Here is a 19,505-nt window from a genome sequence, read left to right on the forward strand (position 1 = left end):
CGTACGAAAAACCGAACGACAGCGCCTGAAAAAGCGCGCCTGCCAACGAAAAAATCACTTGACAGAGGCGGGGCCGAGTCCTATCGTATGGATAAAACAAAACGAACATTCTGTTTTTTAAAGTTGGGGAGCCTAATGAAACAGGAATTAAAAACTCAGAGATCCCGCGAATTGATTCTTCGCGCCGGCCTCCGCTGCTTCTCGCAAAGCGGCTACAAGGCCACCTCCATCCGCGACATCGCCAAACACGCCGGTATTTCCATCGGTCGCGTCTACCATCACTTCTCCAGTAAGCTCGAAATCTTTACGGCCCTGCTCGACCAATATTGGCGCCGCCTCGAAGATCCCGAGCTGCCCCTCAACCAAGTGGTCGCCCAGGCGCGTTTCCCCGAAGACATCGCCGACATCGCCGCCGCGATTCGCGAAGTCGTCGTGGAGAACCGCTCCTCCATCATGCTGATCTACATCGATGTCATCGAATTTCAAGGCGAACACATCCAACGCTTCTACCGCAACATGGCCGCCAACTTCAAGGCAGCCTACGAATCTCGCTTCACGGAACTCCACCAGGAAGGGCGCCTCAACCAACAGGCCGACCCGCTCTTCGCCGTCATGATGATCTTCCGTTTTCTCTTCCAATACTACATGGTCGAGACCAGCTTCGGCGTGGAAGATCACTTCGGCTTCGATTCCGATGCGGTTGCCGGCAAGGTTCAGGACCTGATCCTTCACGGCCTGCTGAATCCCTCGACCAGCGAAACCACGACGACCACGCCCACTTCGGCCGAGGCTTGAGTCCGACCATGAACCCCCGGCTCCAACCGAACCCGGTTTCGCCCGCCACCCTCGCGCTTCACTACGATCTGCTGGGCAGCGGCGAACCTGTCCTGGTTCTTCCCGGTTTCGGCTGCGCCAACTGGATCTTCAAAGACGCCGCCACCAAGCTCGGCGGTCGCTACCGTTTCGTCCTGCCCGACCATCGCGGGATGGGCGCCTCGCAGCACGCGCCCGGCCCCTACACGATCGCCGACATGGCCGCCGACGCCCTGCGGCTCATGGACGAGCTGGGCTACCAACGCTTTCACGTGATCGGCATCAGCATGGGCGGCTTCGTAGCCCAAAGCCTCTGCCTGCAAGCCCGGAACCGCGTGCAACGCCTGATCTTGATGTGCACCACCTCCTCGGGCCCGGATTTCCTGCCCCTCACCCCCTTCACCGAAACCCAACTGCGCGAGGCCTTTGCCATGACCCCCACGGACATGATCAGCCAAAGCATGGCCGCCACGGTCCATCCCGCCTTTCGCGCCCGCGATCCCCAACGCTTCGATCGCCTCTACCAACTTCGCCTGAGCCATCGGGCCGATTGCGAGCAGGCCGTGCTTCAGTTGAAGGCCGCCAACGCCTTTCTCGACACGCCCATGCCGATTTCGGAAATTCATTGCCCGGCCCTGGCCCTGACGGGCACCGAAGACCGATTCGTGCCCCCCGAAAACGCGGCCATCTTGGCCGACACCCTGCCGCAAGGCCAGTTCCAGCTCATCCCCGAAAGCGACCACTGGTTCTTTTGGGAACGCGAAGACGAAACCTGCGAAAAGATCACCGCCTTTCTCGGCTGATCGGGGGGGACTCCCCCGGGTCCCTCATCCCCGATTACACGTCGAGCACCCCACCCCCACACCGCGAGTCTTTCCATGAACATTTCCCTCAAACGAAGCGCCGTCTGGCTCCCCGATACCTTCGAAGACGCGGGCCACATCTCCCGGGCCGCCGACATACCCGAAAACGTGGTTCGCGAAAAAATGGGCATCGTGCGCAAGTGTCGCGCCCCCAAGGATCTGCACCCGAGCGAATTGGCGGTTCGCGCCGCCCGGCTGGCCCTGGAAGACATCGACCCGGAAAGCGTCGACCTACTGATCTGGACCGGTTCGGAACACAAGGACTATCCGGTCTGGTCGGCCGGCATCTACGTCCAGGAACAACTGGGCCTGCGCCGCGCCTGGGCCTTCGACATGTCCTCGCGCTGTTCGAGCAACGTGGTCGGCCTGCACGTGGCCAAATCGATGATGACCGCCGACGCCCGCCTGCGCCGCGTCCTGTTGTGCGGCGGCCACCGCACCGGCGATCTCGTCAACTACCGCGACCCGTCCGCACGGTTCCTCTACAGCCTCAGCGACGGCGGCGCCGCCCTGCTGCTGGAGCGCGGGGACACCAATCCCATCGGCGCGGCCTCGGTCATCACGGACGGCCGGTACAGCGAAGACGTGATCATTCCCGGCGGCGGAACCCGTCGCATGAGCCGCGACGGCCTGGACGAAGAACAGACCTATCTCACCGTGCCGAACATCGCCGGCATGCGCGAACGGTTGGGGCGCGACTCGATCCCCAACTTCACCCGCGTCATTCGGGAAGCGGCCGAAGCCTCCAGCGACCGCCCGATCGATTTCCTGGCCCTGCTGCACGTCAAGCGCTCCGCCCACGACGGCATCCTACAGGAACTGGGCCTGCGACCCTCGCAAAGCATTTACCTCGACCACTACGGTCACTTCGGTGCCCCCGACCAGGTCCTTTCCCTGGGACTGGCCGAGCAACGGGGCCTTCTCAACCCCGGCGACCACGTGGTCCTCGCCAGTGCCGGCATCGGCTACACCTGGTCCGCCCTGTCCCTGCGCTGGGACCAACCGACATTCCGCGGCGAGGGATTGGTGACCTGATCCCCGCCCACCACAAGCACCACGATCTCCAGCAACCGTTCACCCAGCCTCCCCAAGGCCAACCCGCCCCCAGCCGGCCGCTCAAGCAGCCGCCAACCGAACATTCGGTCTCTCCACGGCCAACTCACGTTTTCTCACCACCAGCGCGACCTTCATTCCTTCACGGCCTCGCGCCCGGGATCACCGATCCCAGGCCCTTCGATTGGCCGGCTTCGGCGCGTATGGTTTCTCCCCAAGCATGACTTCATCGATTCACTTGGGTTTTTCAGGCTGCACCGCATCGATTACCGGGCCCCGCATTTCCAACTGACATTCCTGTTTCCAAACCGAACTCGCCTCGCGGACGTGCCGCGAACGCAGGAGTTCGTCGCAACCGATTTCATATTTTTCCATGCTCTACTTTCCACAACCGATCGTACGCCATGCGGCGTATCCCAAGCCCCGTGAAACGCTCGTCACGCGGCACCGAACGCGGTCCCTCGACCGTGCCGACGGCTTTCGGCCCAACTGTGACCGAAGGCCTGTGCTCCTGTCCAGGGGAGCCCCGGCACGGCAGGGATTCGGGTGTCCCCGTGTCTCCGCGAGCCTACCCGCGGGACCACCGATCGGGAGCCACAACCCGGAGGAACCAACGTGAACGGACTCGAGAACAAAATCACCATGATCACCGGAGCCGGATCCGGCATCGGCCGCGCCACGGCCCTGCGCTTCGCCCAGGAGGGCGCACGACTGTGCCTGGTCGATCGCGTCGCGGTCGACGCCTTGGAAGGCGAGTTCCCCAACGGAACCCAATTCCTGCAGGCCGACGTGAGCACCCAGGCCGGCATCGACACCTGCGCTTCGTTCATGGACGAGCACGGCATCGACGTGCTGATCAACAACGCCGGCATCACCCGCGACAAATCGATCGGCAAGATGTCGCGCGAAGATTGGGACCAAGTCATCGCGGTCAACCTGACCGCGGTCTTCGAGCTCTGTCGCGCCGCCGCCCAGCGCATGCGGGAACAGCAAAGCGGGGTGATTCTCAATGCGGCTTCGGTCGTCGCCCACTTCGGTAATTTCGGACAGGCCAACTACGCGGCCACCAAGGCCGGCGTCATCGGTTTGACCAAGACCTTGGCCAAGGAACTGGGCCGTTTCAACGTGCGCGTCAACGCGGTCGCCCCCGGCTTCATCGAAACCCCCATGACCGCCGCCATCCCGGAGAAGGTCCTGGACCAGATTCGCAGCAAACCGCCGCTCGCCCGCATGGGTCGATCCGAGGAAATCGCCTCGGCCTACGCCTTCCTGGCCTCCGACGACGCCAGCTACATCACCGGCACCACGCTCAACGTGGATGGCGGCCTGGTGTTGGGTTAGTATCATGACCGCCGCCGACCGAACCCGAGCCAAACTGCCGTACCGCATCGAAGGCAACCCGCGGGGTCCCGCGCTGGTGCTGCTCAACGGCCTGTTCGCCGACTACACCAGTTGGGACGGAGCCATGGCACACCTGGAGGACTATCACGTGTTGCGCTACGACGGTCGCGGCCAAGGGGATGCACCCAAACCCCCCGGCCCATACGGCCCGGAGGTGCTGGTCGCGGACTTGAAGGACCTGCTCGACGCCCTCGATTGGCCACCCACGGCCCTGCTCGGCATCAGCAACGGGGGACGGCTCGCGCTGGCCTTCGCGGCGGCCTACCCCGAACGGGTTCGGGCGGTGGTCGCAGTCGGCTGTTATGCCGCACCGACCCGGCTGTTGCGGCTCAAGCTGTCGAGCTGGCTGGCGGCCCACCGCGTCGGCGGTCCGGAACATCGTTTCGACGTGGCCGCCCCCTGGATCTGGAGCGAGGCGGCCCTTTCGCTGGGCGCCGACCTGGTACAGATGTACCGCAGCCGGGCGGCCCTGCTCGATCCGACCGCGGTCGAGGGTCTGATCGAGGGCGCCATGTGCGGCGATGTCGATCTCACCGCCATTCAGGCGCCGACCCTGCTGGCCGCCGGCGAAGACGATCTGCTGACGCCGCCCGCCGAACACCGCGACTTGGCAGCCATGCTGGCGCACGGCCAATTCGCCACCCTGCCAGGGGCGCACGCCGGCTTGCTCGAACGTCCCGACCTCGTGCGCGAACACATCCTCCCCTTCCTGCGTGCCCAGGGCACCATCGGAGAAGCAACCACACCCGCCCGTGGAGATACCTGTCATGTGGGTTGATTTTTTACATCGCAACGCCCAGCGCTACCCCAACCGAACGGCGCTGACCCTGGTCGAGCGAGACCACGACGTGAGTTATGCCGAGCTGAACACGCTGGCCGCACGCTGTGCCACCTGGCTGTCCGACCGCGGCGTGCGGGCTGGCGATCGCGTCGCCATGCTGGCCGTCAACCGCCTGGAACATCTCACCTTCTTTTTCGGCTGCACCAAGCTCGGCGCGATCTTCGTGCCGCTCAACTTCCGCCTCGCCGAACCCGAACTGCGCGCCCAATTGCATCGCCTGGAACCCAAAGTCTTTCTCACTGCCGGTTTTCCCGCCTTTGCCGAGGAATCGATCGACCTGGATCGGTTGACCCTCCCGGACAACGCCGACTATCGACCCCACGACGTCGACCACCGCGACACCTTGATGATCCTGTTCACCTCGGGTTCGACCGGCGAGCCCAAAGGGGTGATGCTCCACGCCGGCATGCTCCTCTGGAACATCTTCAACACCCGCACCGAATGGGATCTCGGCCCCAACGACGTCAGCGCGGCCCACGCGCCCTTTTTCCACACCGGCGGCTACAACGTCTTCACCCTGCCCTTGCTGCACGCGGGCGGACGCCTGGTCCTCACCGAACAGTTCGATGCGGAGCACATGGTGCGCCTGATCGAAAGCGAAGGCATGACCGTGTTCTTCGGCGTGCCCACCATGTTCGACATGATGCGCCGCTCGAAAGCGTTCGATCGCGCCCGCTTCCCCCAATTGCGATTCATGATTTCCGGCGGCGCCCCCTGCCCGCTCACCTTGAGCGCGGCCTGGCAAACCAAGGGCGTCCACTTCCGCCAAGGGTTCGGCATGACCGAGGTCGGCCCCAATTGCTTCGCCATCGACGAGGAGACCGCCCTGAACCACCCCCAATCGGTGGGACGTCCCATGTGTCACAGCCAGGTGCGGCTGATCGACGAACAGGGCCGCGAAGTGGGCCCGAACGAACCGGGCGAACTGTGCATTCGCGGACCCCACGTCTGTGCCGGGTACTGGCGCGACGCCGACACGTTTCGCGAAACCTGCCCCGACGGCTTCTTCCGGACCGGCGATCTGGCGATGCGCGACGAGCGAGGCCTGTTCACCATCGTCGGCCGCAAGAAGGACATGTACATCTCGGGCGGCGAAAACGTGTTTCCCGGCGAGGTCGTGCGTCACCTGCTGGCCTTGCCCGGCGTGCACGACGCCCAGGTCGTGGCGGTTCCCGACACCCGCTGGGGCGAGGTGGGCTTCGCCTTCCTGGTCGCGGACCGGGAGATGACGCTCGCCGAACTGCGTACCTTGCTGGAACCCCATCTTTCGCGCTACAAACATCCGCAACACCTGCGCTGCCTGAGCGAGTTTCCGCTGCTCGCCAACGGCAAGGTGGATCGCGCGACACTCACGGCCTGGGCCGTGGAAGGGGTGCAACATGTCGGCTGAAACCATGGTTTCCGCATTTCCCTTCATCCTGATGGCGCTCTACGTGGCCCTGACCTATTGGCTCTCGTTCCTGGGCATGCGCAAGACCCGCGGCCTGGCGGGCTTCTCGATCGGCAACCGCGACATGAATCCGGTGCTGGTGGGCCTGACAATGGCTTCCTCGATCGCCTCCACCGCCACCTTCGTCATCAATCCCGGTTTCGTCTACACCCACGGCCTCTCGGCCTGGCTCCACTACGGCGTGGCCGCCACGCTCGGCATCGCCGCCGCCCTGCTGCTGTTGTGCAAGGGCTTTCGCCGCATCGGTGCCGCCAATGCCGTGCTCACCATTCCCCACTGGATCCGCGAGCGCTACGGCAGCCGCATGCTGGCCCTCTTCTTCGCCTTGATCAACCTCCTGAGCATCAGCTTCGTGGTGCTGATCCTCGTCGGCTGCGCCATTCTCTGCAGCCAACTGTTCGGGATTCCCCGGCAACTGGCGCTGACCCTGGTCCTGCTGTTCGTGTTCAGCTACGTCCTGCTGGGCGGCACCTACGCCCATGCCTATACCAACACCTTTCAAAGCATCTTGATGATCGCGATTGCCGTGGTGCTCTTCGTAGGCGGCCTCAAGTATTTCGACGGTGGCTTCCTGAACGCGTTGGGCACGGTCTCGCCCGAGTACGGCGCCCCTTTCAATGCCCAGAGCCCGCTCTACCACGACTTTTTCTCGGTCCTCGGATCCAGTTTCCTGATTACCTTCGCGCTGATGATGCAGCCACACATCCTCACCAAAGCGCTCTACCTCAAGAACGATCGCGACGTGAACCGCTTCCTGGTGACCACCATCGTCGCCGGCGTGATTTTTTCGCTGATGTTGTTCGTGGGATTCTACGCGCGCCTTTCCGGCTTGGAGATCGCCGAACAGGACCGCGTGGTGGCAACCTATATCGGAGCGGAGATGGGCGGCACACTGGGGGGCCGCCTGTTTCTGGCCTTCATCACCGTGGCGTTGCTGGCCGCGGGCATGTCGACCCTGGACGGCATCTTGGTCGCACTGTCGGCAATGGTCGTCAACGATCTTTACCTGCCGTTCCGCCGGGAAAAGCCGGACGAGAAATCGGGACTGGCACTGTCCCGATGGGTGCTGGTCGGCGTGGGCCTGATCGCCTTCGCCCTGGCCTGGGACCCGCCGCGCCTGGTGGGCCTGTTCGCGCAGAAAGGCGTGTACGGCCTGGCCGCGGCCTCGGTCGTGCCCATCGTGTTCGGCGTGCTGTCATCCAAACCGGTACCCGCCTGGATCGCCGGTTGCGCGGCCGCCCTCGGCATCGGCGTACACCTGTTGCTGCACTTGGGACTTGGATTCGCAAACCCAAGCGTTTCGGCGGGTTACGCCATCATCACCGCATTCGTTTTTGCCTCGGTCTGCCTCATCGGGCACCGGGTCCTGTTTCCCGCCAATGAAGATTCGGCGCCCGCGCGCGCCACCTTTCAGCCCTAGTAAGGAGGGATCCCATGAAAAGGATTCGCGAATCAAAAGCTCCGCGACACACAGATACCGCGATGGATGCCCAAGTCAGCCCGCGACGGGCTCGGAACCGCCGCCCCCACGCACACCCGCACCGATTGCTCGGGTGGTTGATCGTCGCCCTGTTGTGGCTCACGCCCCACCTTTCAGCCCAGGACGAGAAGAACCTGGACAAACCGGCCGAGGACGAAACGACGATCGAGGAATCGATGGTCGTCAGTGCCTCGAAAAAACCGGAAAAGCGCATGGAAGCGCCCTCCACCATCGAAACCGTCACCAGCGAAGCGCTGTTGACCAGCCCCGCCACCACCTTCTCGGGCGCATTGGCCCAGGTCAAGGGCGTCGATTTCGCCAACGGCGGAATCAACCTGCAAAAGGTGTCCACCCGCGGTTTCAGCTCCTCCTTCAATTCTCGAATGCTCTCGTTGGTCGACGGCAGGTTGTCGACCCTTCCCGGAGCGGGCCTGCCCCAAGGCGGGCTCGCCCCGGTTTCCTCCCTGGACATCAAGTCGATGGAGCTGGTGCTGGGACCCGCCGGCGCGCTCTACGGATCGAACACGACCGCCGGCGTGCTGAACATCATCACCAAGACGCCCTGGGACGAGTCCGGCTTTACCGCCGCGCTCAAGGGCGGCCAGCAATCGTTGGTCGACGCCCGCATCCGCTACGCGGAAACCGTCGGCGACCGCTGGGGTTTCAAGCTGACCGGTGAGTACCTGCAGGCCGACGAGTTCGATTCGGACAACGTGTTCAACACGGGCGGTGCCAACCAAACCAGTTACACCGATCCGGCGGCGCTGGAGGCGGACATCGCCAACGGCGTGGCCTTCCGCGAAGCCGACCTGGTGACGGGTGATTTCGACGTGGTCTCGGCCAAGTTCGAATTGACGGGCTACGCCAAATTCGGGGAGACGACCCTCTCGACCATGGTCGGTTGGTCGCAGAACGACGGGTTCGGCGTCACCAACGTGGGTCGCAACCGCATCGACGGCTGGGAGATCGGTCACGTGCAGTTCAAGGCAAGCGCACCGCGTTGGTATTTCCAGTTCACGCGCACCGGCGAGGATGCCGGCGACACCTACAGCATCCAGAACGTGCCCGCGCTGCTGGCGGCCGGCGTCTCGCTCGAAGCCGCGGCCGACGCGGCCCGTTTCATCAACAAATCCTACCTGAACGACACCGAACTGCAGGGCAACTGGGAGATCGGCTCCCTGTACCTGGTGGGTGGCCTGAGCTACCGCGAATACCAACCCAACTCGGAGGGCAGCTACCTGGACGACTTCGCCGATGCGAACGGCAACGTACGCGACATCTCGCGCGAAGAAAAGAGCGTCTACCTGCAGGCCGACTACCGCATGATGTCCGATCGGCTGCGCCTGGTGGGTGCCGCCCGTTACGACGACTTCACCGAGTTCGATTCCCAGTTCAGCCCCAAATTCGGGATCACCTACCAACAGGGGAACCACCATTTCCGCGCCAATTACATGAGCAGTTACCGGGCTCCGGAAATCATCGAAACCCACCTGTTCTTCTTCAACGGCGCGGCCCGCGGCAACCTGAACGGCTTCACGGTCTTCAGCGCCGACGGTACCGAGCTGACCCACTTCCAGGGCCTGGAACCCGAAGAGGTCACGACCCTCGAAATCGGCTGGCGCGCGATTTTCGGCTCCTCGATCGCGGTCGACGCGGTGGCCTACAAGTCGGATTACGAGAACTTCATCAGCCCCTTGCAGGTGATCGCCACCCCGGTCTTGGGCACCTACGCCCAATCGGCCGACGGCGAAGTGATTCCCTTCCTGTTGACCTACCTGAACTACGGGGAAGCCGAAATCGAGGGTATCGACCTGGGTATGGACTTCTATTTCAGCGATGAGGTCAGCCTCAAGACGAGTATCGGGTACACCAAGCTGGACTCGTTCGACAACAACACCACCATTCCCGACATCCCCTTCAACACCCCGGAAATGAAATACAAAGCCAGCCTGAACGTCAAGGACCTGCCCTGGCGCGACAGCTTCTTCAACATCAGCGGCCGCAGCACCGACGCCTACGACTACCTCTCGGGCAACTGGTCCGGTCGCCTGGAGGAATCGTTCGTGACCGATTTGGCCGTGGGCTACCGCCTCGCCCAGACGGACACGCTGTTGAAGCTGAGCTGGTCCAACGTGTTCGACCAGGACAAGACCGAGCTGCTCGGCACGCCCGCCGTTCCCAGCTTCGTCACCTTCGAAATCTACCAAAAATTCTGAACCACGACAGGAGTTCCCTGTGATCACGCTTTTGGTGCAGTTCACGCTGTGTCATCTCCTCGGTCCGGGATCGGTCCTGGCCCTCGCGGACCAGGCCGATCCGAAAACCTCCGGCTCGCCGGCCTTGTACGCGGAAGCCAGTGGCTCCGGCGAGCCGCTTCTTCTGATTGGCGGATTGGGCAATCGGTTGGAGGTATGGCACGACATCCGCCCTCACTTGGCGAAGCGATTCCGCGTGGTGGTCTTCGATCACCGCGGCCTCGGGCGCAGCCCGGATCGCGAGGGCCCGGTGACGGTGGCGACGATGGCCGAAGACGCCGCCGAAGTCATGGCCCGTCAGGGATTCGAGCGCTACCACGTGGCCGGGATCTCGCTGGGCAGCTTCGCGGCCCAAGCGCTGGCACTGGCCCACCCGGATCGCGTCCGCAACCTGGTCCTGATCAGTTCCAGCATGGGCGGCCCCACCCACGTGCCACCCGATGCCGAGGTGCTGCAGTTCTTCCAGACATCGGCCACGATGCCGCGGGAAGAGGCGGTCCGCAAGGGCCTGGCCCTGGCCCTGCACCCGAGCTTCGCCGAAGCGGCGCCGGAACGGCTGGCGGCCCTGGTCTCTCGGGAAAGCAGCTACACGCCGCCGCCGGCCGTCATCCAACGCCAGGTGATGGCGGGCCTGATGTTCAACCACATCGACCGCGTCGCGCAAATCGCGCAACCCACGCTGGTGATCCACGGCGACGGCGACCGCGTGGTACCGCCGATCAACGGCGAAAAGCTGGCCAAAGCGCTGCCCAAGGGACGCTGGTTGGTTCTGGAACGGGGTGGGCACCTGTGCATCATCGACCAGGCCGAACCCCTGGCCAACGCCATGATCACTTTTTTGGAGGAGTCGTCCCAAGAGGACCCTGCCACCCACTGAGTTCGCCCCTATGGCGAACCGCCCCTGTGGTGGCCACACAACTTGAAGGAAGCCCGAATTGGTAGCTTCGGCTGCCTTTTTGGGGTATCGGGATCGGGTCCGTGGGCCTCCTCATCGGGTCCGATCCCATTTTTTTACGCGCCCGCATTTCTCATGGGCTTCCCACTACCAAGACGCATGGGACGTACGGGTAAGCGCTATCTTATTGGAGGTATCCATGAAGAAGGTCGCCCTTTCCTGTATCTTCTTGTCCTTGAACCTATCTATCCTTGCCCAAACCATCGACGTACTGGACCATCGCGAAGTGCCCGACATCCACGCGATGGCGGTCGATCCCGACTTGGAAATCCCCGCCAAGCGCGCAACCATGCCGCCCCCGGGGTTCACCAGTCACTTCAGTCAGTGGCTGGCGACCAGCGCCTGGTCCGGGTTCGACTTCGAGCGGACCGACCTGACGGGTGGCAGTTACGGAGGCCGCGCCTTCGCCGGCCAGTCCGTGAACCGCGATCCGGTCATCTTCATTCACGGCAACTCCGACAAGGCCTTGGGAGACACGTTTGGCCAAACCGGTTGGAGTGCCTCGGTCAATCACTTTCTGTCGGAGGGCTACACCTCGGCGGAACTCTACGCCACCACCTGGGGTCCGGCCAACGCCGGCCTCGCATCCTATCAATACCACTCACGGCTGTACCTGGAGAAGATCCGCGGCTTCATCGAGGCCGTGCTGGCCTACACCGGTGCCGAACAGGTGGACCTGATCACCCACTCGATGGGGGTCACCCTGACGCGCAAGGCGATCAAGGGCGGTTCGGCCAACGACGCCCTGGACGGGGGGGCCTACAACCTGGGCGCGCCCCTGACCGCCTCGGTCGATGCGTTCGTGGGTATCGCCGGTGCCAACCTGGGCCTGGTGTCCTGCTACCTCAGCGGCGGCAGCACGCCGACCTGCGGTGCCACGAACGGCCTCTATCCGGGCTACACCATCGGCATCTGGGGCCCTTACGGGGTCAGCGACATCCTGGTGGATCTCAACGCGACAAGCGGCTACGAGGGTAGCCAGGTGTACACGATCTGGTCGACGGTCGACGAGGTCATCGGCTACGGGAACCTGGTGTATGGAGACTACACCTCGCGAATCGCAGGTCAGACGGACGAGGCGGTGTTCAGCCAGGTGCCGTACGGCCACTTCAACCTCAAGGACCTGACGGCCGAGATCCAATACGACATGGTCAACGGCCTGTACTAACCATCTCCGGAGTTCCCGTGACCGTTCCTTCGGTAACGGGAACTCCTTGTTCGCGTTGACGCCACATCGCGAAGAAGCCGAGGCAAAGGACAGGCACTTGGTTGCCCACCATGACCAGGTTCATCCTGGTTTTCGACATTCCCGGGTTCCTGATGGAAATTTCCCGACGGCAAGACCCATCTCAGGTTGGTTGCACCACTTCGTTTCAAGAGAACACGATGGCCCGATCGATCCACGACCGCGGGGCTTGAATTTGGCGTGAACCACGAAATCGCCGTGCAACCGCGCACCTCAAAACCAAGGTCATCTTGGGGAGACAGGCACCGAGCATCCCCGTACACCAGGCCAACCAAGTCACACAAGCATTTACTTCACAGATAGTTAGAAACACTTCTCACTTTATTCCATTTTTTTTCCGGTTCGTGAGCCCTCCGCCCCTTTTTGTCGCTATTCAGGGTAGGCACACGAAAATCGGACGCATCTTCCTGAAGCGCCGCCCGCGCACCGTCCGTTCCTTTCTGCCCTGAACTGCTCTTGAACGGACGAATCATGACCGCAAACCGGGAACGCCTCAAACAACTCCTTCAGCAGAAGCTCGCCGATCGAACGGGACCCCAACCCACTTCGTGGGGACAACGCGCGCTTTGGTTTCTTCAAAAACTGCAACCGGATTGCGTAGCCTACAACGTAGGTGCCGCCATCAAGCTTCATTTCGAGCTGAACCTGGACGCCTTCGAAACGGCGCTGGATCAGGTGGTGACGGCTTTTGCGGTGCTGCGCACCCATTTTCAGGAAACCGCTTCCGGCGGCGTGGAACAAGTAGTGGCATCCCAGATTCCAAGGTGCCTGGAACGGATCGATGCGCGTGCATGGGAGCCGGAACACCTGCGCCACACCATCGACGAGGCCATGAACCAGCCTTTCGATCTGACCACCGCACCATTGATGCGGATGCGCCACTATCGGATCCCCGGCGGAAAAGGCGTACTGACCTTTTCGATTCACCACATCATCTGTGATTACACCTCGATTCGCCTTCTGTTCGATCATTTGACGAAGGCCTACCAGCGCCTCGAAGCCGGCGAATCCGCCCGGGTCATGCCACCGCAACACAGCTATGTGGATTATTGCCGCACCCAACGCAACCTGTTGGCCAGCGACCGCGGCAAGGCGTTGGAGTCGTTCTGGCGAGAAACCTTGGCCGCCCCCGGTGGCAGCGGCAGTCTTCCTTGGGATCATCCGCCCAAGGCGATGCCTTCCTATCGGGGCAGCTCGGTTCACTTCACCATCGAGACCATCGCCTTGAAACGCATCCGTCAGATGGCCGTGCGCTGTGAAACGACCCCGTTTGTCCTGTTGCTCACGGTGTACGCGATTCTGTTGCATCGCTGTTCCGGCGACCGACACATCCGCGTGGGCGTGCCGACGATGGGCCGAAACCGTCCGGAATTCGCCGACCAAATCAGTTTCTTCGTGAACCCCGTCGTGATGCACGTCGACTTCGAAGGTGGGCCCTCGTTTCGATGTCTCGTCGAACAGGTCCGCCAAACGATGTTTCGGGCCATGGCCCACAGCGACTTCCCACTCCAGAAACTGGCCGACCTCCGTGTGTCCAGCGCCGGGCGCCAACCAGGTCACCTGTTCTCCGCCGATTTCAACCTGATCGGAAGCCGTGACGCCGCGGGCCCCTCGCTGATGCAGGCGGTCGCCGCATCGGAACCCCACCGTTTCGACTGGAACGGCTGGCTCGTGGAGACCTATCCGTTCGAAGAACGCGGCGCCCAACTCCCGCTGTCGATGAACGTGGAGTTGGCGGCGAATCGCGGTTACGGCCGGCTGGTCTATGCCGACGACCTGTTCGAGAAAGCCACGGTCGAAGAGATCGCGGCCCACTTCCAAACGCTGCTGACGGACGCCCTGACCCACCCCGATCGAAGCTGCGTCAAGCTACGGTGTTGCCATCCATCCACCGCCCAACGACATCTCGTCGATTTCAATGCGGCACCCCAACGCGAAACCCAACCCGAGCCCCTGCTGGACGCCTTCGCCCGCCAGGTGGCAACCCGGCCGCAGGCGATCGCACTGGAGACGGAACAGGAGCACTGGAGCTACGGGGAATTGGACGCCCAGATCCATCACCTGGCCGACCGTCTCCGAACCTGCGGCATCCGCCCGGAAGATCGAGTCGGCGTCGCCGCACCGCTTTCGGTGACGTACATGGTCGCGGTCCTGGCGGTGATGAAAGCCGGAGGCGCCTATGTGCCCCTCGATCCCAAGGCTCCCGAGGGCCGCCTCCGCCACCAAATCACCGACAGCGGCATGAGCCTGATCGTTACCGATCCGGAGCACGCCCCAGCCGTCGCGGATCGGTCCGTGCCGGTCCTGACCTGGAACACCGACGAGGCCCGAGCCCTATCCCGAACCCTTCCCCAAGTACCCAACCGCGCACTTGCCGGCAACACGGCCTACCTCATCTACACCTCCGGCACCACCGGCCGTCCCAAGGGCGTGGCCATCACCCGCGGTCAGTTGGACAGCTACCTCGCCCGTTGTGCCGTCCACTATCGCCGGGAGGCGGGCTACGGCAATCCGGCCCACGCGGCCGCGACCTTCGACCTGACCATCACGTCCCTGTTCCCCCCATTGATGTGCGGTCAAAAGGTCGTGCTCTTCGAACACAACCGCCTGTGCATGCCCCTCGGCGATTACCTGAACCGACATCCGAACTTCACGGCTTTGAAACTGACGCCTTCGCACCTGGCCCTGCTGGCCGAACACTGGCGACCCGAATCCATCCACCGCAGCCGCGGCAACCTGGTGCTCGGCGGCGAACCGTTGCTGGCCGAACACCTGACCCACCTACGCAACTGCGGCCCCGAACTGCGTTTTTTCAACGAGTACGGACCCACCGAGGCCACGGTCGGCTGCATGTCGTTCGAAGTCCCAAAACATCTCGACGAGAAGGGCGCCGTCCCGCTCGGTCGTCCCATGGAAGGCACCCGCATCTATGTGCTCGACGCGCATCTGCAACCAACGCCCACCAATGTGGCGGGTGAAATCTTCATCGGCGGCAACCAGGTGGCACGCGGCTATTGGCGGGCGCCCGCGCTCACCGCCGAGCGATTCGTGCCCGACCCGTTCGCGAAGCGACCCGGCGCGCGCATGTTCCGCACCGGGGACTTCGCTCACTTCCGCGCAGACGGCCACTTGATGTTCCAAGGCCGCCGCGACGACCAAATCAAAATCCGCGGTTATCGCGTGACCCGCGGCGAGATCGAAGACGGTCTGCGCCGCCTGCCCGAGGTGCGCGATGCCCGCGTTCTCCTCGACAGCGATTCGCGGGGCAAACGCTTGGCGGCCTATCTCGAAACGGATCATCCTTTCGAGATCGACGAACTTCGCCGGCACCTGCACGCCAAGCTTCCCGAATACATGATCCCCAACAGCGTCCACACGATAACGCGATTCCCGCTCACGACCCACGGCAAGGTCGATGTGGCCAAACTGGCCGAACTCCGAGAAGCCCCGCGCCAACCCGTCGCCCACCCGCCCGGCTCCCAGGAAGAGCGAATACTCGCCGAAGTGTGGTGCCGGGTGTTGGATCGCGAACAGGTGGGCATTCACCAGAACTTCTTCGACTTGGGCGGCCACTCGCTCCTGCTGCTGCACATGCAGGCCGAACTGACCGATCGATTCGCATTCAAGCCTGCATTGATGGACTTCTTCCGCTACCCCACCATCAGCACCTACGCCAGGCACCTGGCCCAGCGAACCCTTCCGAAAACGACGACCAACGCCATCGCGGCCAGAGCCCAACGCCAACAACAGGCTCGTGCCCACCAGCACCGACCGGCACTGCCGGCATGGAGGAATGCGACCCCATGATCGACCTACACGACCGCATCGCCGCATTGAGCCCCGATCAGCGGGCGGCCTTGGCGGAGCGATTGGCACAGCGCAACGTGCACGCGGATCAACTGGACCTCCTGTTGAAACAACGCAAAAGCCACTACCCCCTGTCCTTCGCCCAACAACGCATGTGGCTCCTGGAACAATTGCAAGGCCCTTCCCCGACCTACCTGATTCTCACCGCCCTGGATTGGCGCGGTCCGCTCGATCACGAAGCCCTTCACGCCAGCCTGGAAACCCTGGTGGCACGTCACGTCGGCCTGCGCACCCGATTCACCCTCGACGCCGACGGCGCCCCCCGCCAAGAAATTCTCGACGATTTGCATTATCATCTGGAACGGCAGGACTTCAGCCAAGATGCTGCGTCGTGCTCCGCCGTGGATCGCCACATGGCGAACGAAGCCGCTCGGGGATTCGACCTGACCCAGGGGCCGCCTTTCAAAATTCTGCTGTACCGGCTCGGCGACGATAGATGGCGGCTGTTGTTCAAAGTCCATCACATCATTTTCGACGGCTGGTCGGAAGGTATCCTGTTGGCGGAGCTGACGCGATCGTATGCGGCAACGATCGCGGGCCGCCGCCTGACCTTGCCGGATCCGACGATCCAGTACGGCCAATACGCCGAGTGGGAACGCCACCAACGACGCCAGGGACGCTTCGAAAACGCGTTGACCTACTGGCGTGGCCAATTGGCGGATGTGGCGCCCTTGGCACTCCCTCACGACGGCCTGCGCCGCCCGCGCCCCACCCGTCCCGGTCGCACCTACGCCTTCACGCTCGCACCCCATCTGACCCGCGACCTGAACACCTTCGCCCAAACCCAGGGCGCCACCCTGTTCATGGTACTGCTGGCGGGGTTCAAGGCACTGCTGGCCCGCGTCGGCGGTGGCGACGACATCGCGGTGGGCACGCCGATCGCCAACCGACGCCGCGCCGACTGCGAGTCGGTGATCGGCCTGTTCGTCAACACCTTGGTGCTGCGCACACGGCTGGATGAACGAGCGACCTTCCGCGAACTGGTGGCACGCGTGCGGCAAACGACCCTGGCCGGTCTGAACCACGGCGCGGTTCCGTTCGACCACCTGGTGGAGGCCCTTCGGCCCCAACGCGACCCGTCTCGATCGCCGTTTTTCGACGTGTTCTTCGCCCTGCAGAGCATGCCGATCGAGCCGTTTCACCTGGAAGGCGTGCAGCTCACCCCGAGGGAAGTGGAACCCGACACGACGGCCAACGACCTGACCCTGTTGTTGCACCCGATCGGCGAGGGCGTTCGCGTGCGCTGCAAGTACGACGCGGACCTGTTCTCCCAATCACGCATCGACCAGATGATGCACCATTATCGGCACCTGCTGGAACAAGCGGTCCGAAATCCGGAGATCGCACTCTCCTCCCTGCCGCTGCCCGGCGGCGCCGAATCGGTAATCCGCGGCGACACTTGGACGGGGGCCGATGGGCAGTCGCCCCAACCGGTGCATCGGGACTTCGAGGCCCGGGTTCGATCCACCCCCGACCACCCCGCGGTCTGTACCGAGCGCGAAACCTGGAGCTACACCCACCTGAACGCGGAGGCCGACCGCATCGCCGACCGCATTCGCCAGGCCGGGATTCGGCCCGAAGCCCGCGTCGCGGTGTGCATGCCGCGATGTCCCCACCTGGTGGCCTCGGTGCTGGGCATCCTGAAGGCGGGCGCTTGTTACCTTCCCATCGATCCGGAGCAACCGCCCTCACGTCGCACGGCGATCCTGGCGGAGAGCGGTGCCGTACTGGCGTTGGTGGACGACGAAGCGCGAATCTCCCACCCAGGTGCCGCCCACTTTCAAGTGATGGTGGTGCAGGCCGGGCCCGAGCCCGCCCAATCCCAGGCCGCACCGGCGAATTGCGTGCTCCCCATTCACGGTGACCAGTTGGCCTACACCATTTTCACCTCCGGTTCCACCGGTCGACCGCGCGGCGTCATGATCACCCACCAGGCACTGGCCCGTCAGGTGGCCTGGACCCGCCGCACGCTCGGGGTGGGCCCGGACGACCGCATGCTGCAACAGGTTCCCACCAGCTTCGACCCGTCCCTGATCGACCTCTTCGTTCCTCTCACCTCGGGCGCAACGATCGTGTTGGCCCGTGCCGGCGGACAGCGCGACCTACAATACCTGAAAGGGATTTTGGCGTCGCAGCGTATCAGCCTGGTCCAGATCACCCCCTCGGCGATCTCGATACTCCTGGAACTGAACGCCTTCCACCAACAGCCCCGATTGCGGGCCCTGATCGCGGGCGGCGAGCCGCTGCCCCCGTCCGTGGTGAACGGCGTGCAGCGCCAATCACGGGGCCGGATCGCCATGTTCAATTGCTATGGACCTACCGAAGCGACCATCACGGCCACCTTCTGGCGCTGCCCACGCACCGAACCGGTGAGCCGCACCTTCATCGGGGTGCCGGTCGACGGCATGCAGGCCCTGATCCTGGACGCCAGCTTGCAACCCGTGCCCCGCGGCGCCGGCGGCGAACTCTACCTGGCCGGCCCTCAGTTGATGCGCGGCTACCTGAACGCCCCCGCTCGCACCGCCGATCGCCTACGCCCCCATCCCTTTTCCAAGCAGCCAGGCGCGCGCATGTACCGTACCGGCGACCGTGCCCGCCTTTCACCGGACGGGCACCTCAACTTCCTCGGCCGCCTCGATCGCCAGGCCAAGATTCGCGGTTTCCGCATCGAGACCGGCGAGGTCGAACGCGCCATCCAAGACGCGGTGCCGGTCCGTGGTTGTCGCGTGCTGGTTCGCGGTGAGGGCCAAAGCGCCCAATTGACGGCCTTTCTGGCGACCGCGGGCAAGCCGCCGGACATCGCCGAACTCCGTCACCGGCTGGGCGAACGGCTCCCCACGTACATGATCCCCACCAGCTTCGCCTTCCTCGACACCCTCCCCACGCTGCCCAGCGGAAAAGTGGACGAATCGGCATTGCCGAGCACCGCCGGTGTTCCCGAATTCCGCCTTCAGCCTCCCGGCTCCACCCTGGAACGCCAAGTGGCCGCCATCTGGAAGAAACACCTCGGCCTGGAGGAAATCGGGGTCAACGCCAACTTCTTCGACTGCGGCGGCCATTCCCTGCTGCTGGTCCGCATCCAAAAGGAACTCCAGGATCTGCACGGCCGCGAGATCCCGCTCATCCACCTGTTCGAACGGCCCACCATCCAGGCCCTCTGCCAATACTTGGAACGAAAGCCCGAGACCCCGACCGCACCACCCTCCCTGGATCGTCGCGTCGCCCACCAGCGCGGGCGCCGCGCACAACGCCAGGCCCGCGCCCGCATCCCGGCTCGTTGA

The 19,505-nt window shown here is 63.7% G+C and carries 13 protein-coding genes; 12 read left to right on the forward strand and 1 reads right to left on the reverse strand.

Annotated features, from left to right (window positions below):
- The first annotated feature begins 135 nt into the window (after window positions 1-135).
- The 3 genes from J3U87_RS30905 to J3U87_RS30915 all read left to right on the forward strand — a co-directional run bounded on the left by J3U87_RS30905 (window position 136) and on the right by J3U87_RS30915 (window position 2,711).
- On the forward strand, window positions 136-795 hold the full coding sequence (locus tag J3U87_RS30905) for a TetR/AcrR family transcriptional regulator (RefSeq protein ID WP_237379659.1): 660 nt from the start codon (window positions 136-138) through the stop codon (window positions 793-795).
- An 8-nt stretch (window positions 796-803) separates the two neighbouring features.
- The gene (locus J3U87_RS30910; protein ID WP_237379660.1) at window positions 804-1,616 is read left to right on the forward strand and encodes an alpha/beta fold hydrolase; all 813 of its coding nucleotides are present in this window, start codon (window positions 804-806) and stop codon (window positions 1,614-1,616) included.
- A gap of 75 nt (window positions 1,617-1,691) precedes the next feature.
- Window positions 1,692-2,711 (forward strand): 3-oxoacyl-ACP synthase, encoded by a 1,020-nt coding sequence (locus J3U87_RS30915; protein WP_237379661.1) that lies wholly within the window; start codon window positions 1,692-1,694, stop codon window positions 2,709-2,711.
- A 252-nt stretch (window positions 2,712-2,963) separates the two neighbouring features.
- On the opposite strand, the gene J3U87_RS30920 is transcribed toward J3U87_RS30915, so the two are convergent.
- The gene (locus tag J3U87_RS30920) at window positions 2,964-3,104 is read right to left on the reverse strand and encodes a hypothetical protein (RefSeq protein ID WP_237379662.1); all 141 of its coding nucleotides are present in this window, start codon (window positions 3,102-3,104) and stop codon (window positions 2,964-2,966) included.
- Window positions 3,105-3,344: 240 nt separating this feature from the next.
- Between J3U87_RS30920 and fabG the strand changes: the two genes are divergently transcribed.
- The 9 genes from fabG (at window position 3,345) to J3U87_RS30965 (ending at window position 19,505) form a co-directional block, all read left to right on the forward strand.
- Complete coding sequence (gene fabG, locus J3U87_RS30925) at window positions 3,345-4,070, forward strand: 3-oxoacyl-ACP reductase FabG (protein WP_237379663.1); 726 nt, start codon at window positions 3,345-3,347, stop codon at window positions 4,068-4,070.
- Between the two features lie 4 nt (window positions 4,071-4,074).
- On the forward strand, window positions 4,075-4,908 hold the full coding sequence (locus tag J3U87_RS30930) for an alpha/beta fold hydrolase (RefSeq protein ID WP_237379664.1): 834 nt from the start codon (window positions 4,075-4,077) through the stop codon (window positions 4,906-4,908).
- Window positions 4,898-6,361, forward strand: coding sequence for a class I adenylate-forming enzyme family protein (locus tag J3U87_RS30935; protein WP_237379665.1), 1,464 nt, complete (start codon window positions 4,898-4,900; stop codon window positions 6,359-6,361). Before J3U87_RS30930 ends, J3U87_RS30935 begins: the two co-directional genes overlap by 11 nt.
- Window positions 6,351-7,841 carry a sodium:solute symporter family protein gene (locus J3U87_RS30940; protein WP_237379666.1) on the forward strand — a complete coding sequence of 497 codons (1,491 nt, stop codon included), beginning with the start codon at window positions 6,351-6,353 and terminating at the stop codon, window positions 7,839-7,841. The genes J3U87_RS30935 and J3U87_RS30940 overlap by 11 nt, the downstream gene beginning before the upstream one ends.
- A 14-nt stretch (window positions 7,842-7,855) precedes the next feature.
- Window positions 7,856-10,117, forward strand: a complete 2,262-nt coding sequence (locus tag J3U87_RS30945; RefSeq protein WP_237379667.1) for a TonB-dependent receptor plug domain-containing protein — start codon at window positions 7,856-7,858, stop codon at window positions 10,115-10,117.
- Window positions 10,118-10,136: 19 nt separating this feature from the next.
- Window positions 10,137-11,033, forward strand: coding sequence for an alpha/beta fold hydrolase (locus J3U87_RS30950; RefSeq protein ID WP_237379668.1), 897 nt, complete (start codon window positions 10,137-10,139; stop codon window positions 11,031-11,033).
- Window positions 11,034-11,250: 217 nt separating this feature from the next.
- Window positions 11,251-12,279 carry a lipase family protein gene (locus tag J3U87_RS30955; protein ID WP_237379669.1) on the forward strand — a complete coding sequence of 343 codons (1,029 nt, stop codon included), beginning with the start codon at window positions 11,251-11,253 and terminating at the stop codon, window positions 12,277-12,279.
- 549 nt (window positions 12,280-12,828) lie between these two features.
- On the forward strand, window positions 12,829-16,164 hold the full coding sequence (locus J3U87_RS30960) for a non-ribosomal peptide synthetase (protein ID WP_237379670.1): 3,336 nt from the start codon (window positions 12,829-12,831) through the stop codon (window positions 16,162-16,164).
- Window positions 16,161-19,505: a non-ribosomal peptide synthetase gene (locus J3U87_RS30965; RefSeq protein ID WP_237379671.1), complete on the forward strand. Its 3,345-nt coding sequence runs from the start codon at window positions 16,161-16,163 to the stop codon at window positions 19,503-19,505. Before J3U87_RS30960 ends, J3U87_RS30965 begins: the two co-directional genes overlap by 4 nt.

This window comes from Sulfidibacter corallicola, assembly GCF_017498545.1.
Classification (GTDB): domain Bacteria; phylum Acidobacteriota; class Holophagae; order Acanthopleuribacterales; family Acanthopleuribacteraceae; genus Sulfidibacter; species Sulfidibacter corallicola.

What these genes read in the sequence shown, in the direction of transcription:
- J3U87_RS30905 (WP_237379659.1), top strand. Translation starts at nt 136, where the DNA reads ATGAAACAGGAATTAAAAACTCAGAGATCCCGCGAATTGATTCTTCGC.
- J3U87_RS30910 (WP_237379660.1), top strand. Translation starts at nt 804, where the DNA reads ATGAACCCCCGGCTCCAACCGAACCCGGTTTCGCCCGCCACCCTCGCG.
- J3U87_RS30915 (WP_237379661.1), top strand. Translation starts at nt 1,692, where the DNA reads ATGAACATTTCCCTCAAACGAAGCGCCGTCTGGCTCCCCGATACCTTC.
- J3U87_RS30920 (WP_237379662.1), bottom strand. Translation starts at nt 3,104, where the DNA reads ATGGAAAAATATGAAATCGGTTGCGACGAACTCCTGCGTTCGCGGCAC.
- J3U87_RS30930 (WP_237379664.1), top strand. Translation starts at nt 4,075, where the DNA reads ATGACCGCCGCCGACCGAACCCGAGCCAAACTGCCGTACCGCATCGAA.
- J3U87_RS30935 (WP_237379665.1), top strand. Translation starts at nt 4,898, where the DNA reads ATGTGGGTTGATTTTTTACATCGCAACGCCCAGCGCTACCCCAACCGA.
- J3U87_RS30940 (WP_237379666.1), top strand. Translation starts at nt 6,351, where the DNA reads ATGTCGGCTGAAACCATGGTTTCCGCATTTCCCTTCATCCTGATGGCG.
- J3U87_RS30945 (WP_237379667.1), top strand. Translation starts at nt 7,856, where the DNA reads ATGAAAAGGATTCGCGAATCAAAAGCTCCGCGACACACAGATACCGCG.
- J3U87_RS30955 (WP_237379669.1), top strand. Translation starts at nt 11,251, where the DNA reads ATGAAGAAGGTCGCCCTTTCCTGTATCTTCTTGTCCTTGAACCTATCT.
- J3U87_RS30960 (WP_237379670.1), top strand. Translation starts at nt 12,829, where the DNA reads ATGACCGCAAACCGGGAACGCCTCAAACAACTCCTTCAGCAGAAGCTC.
- J3U87_RS30965 (WP_237379671.1), top strand. Translation starts at nt 16,161, where the DNA reads ATGATCGACCTACACGACCGCATCGCCGCATTGAGCCCCGATCAGCGG.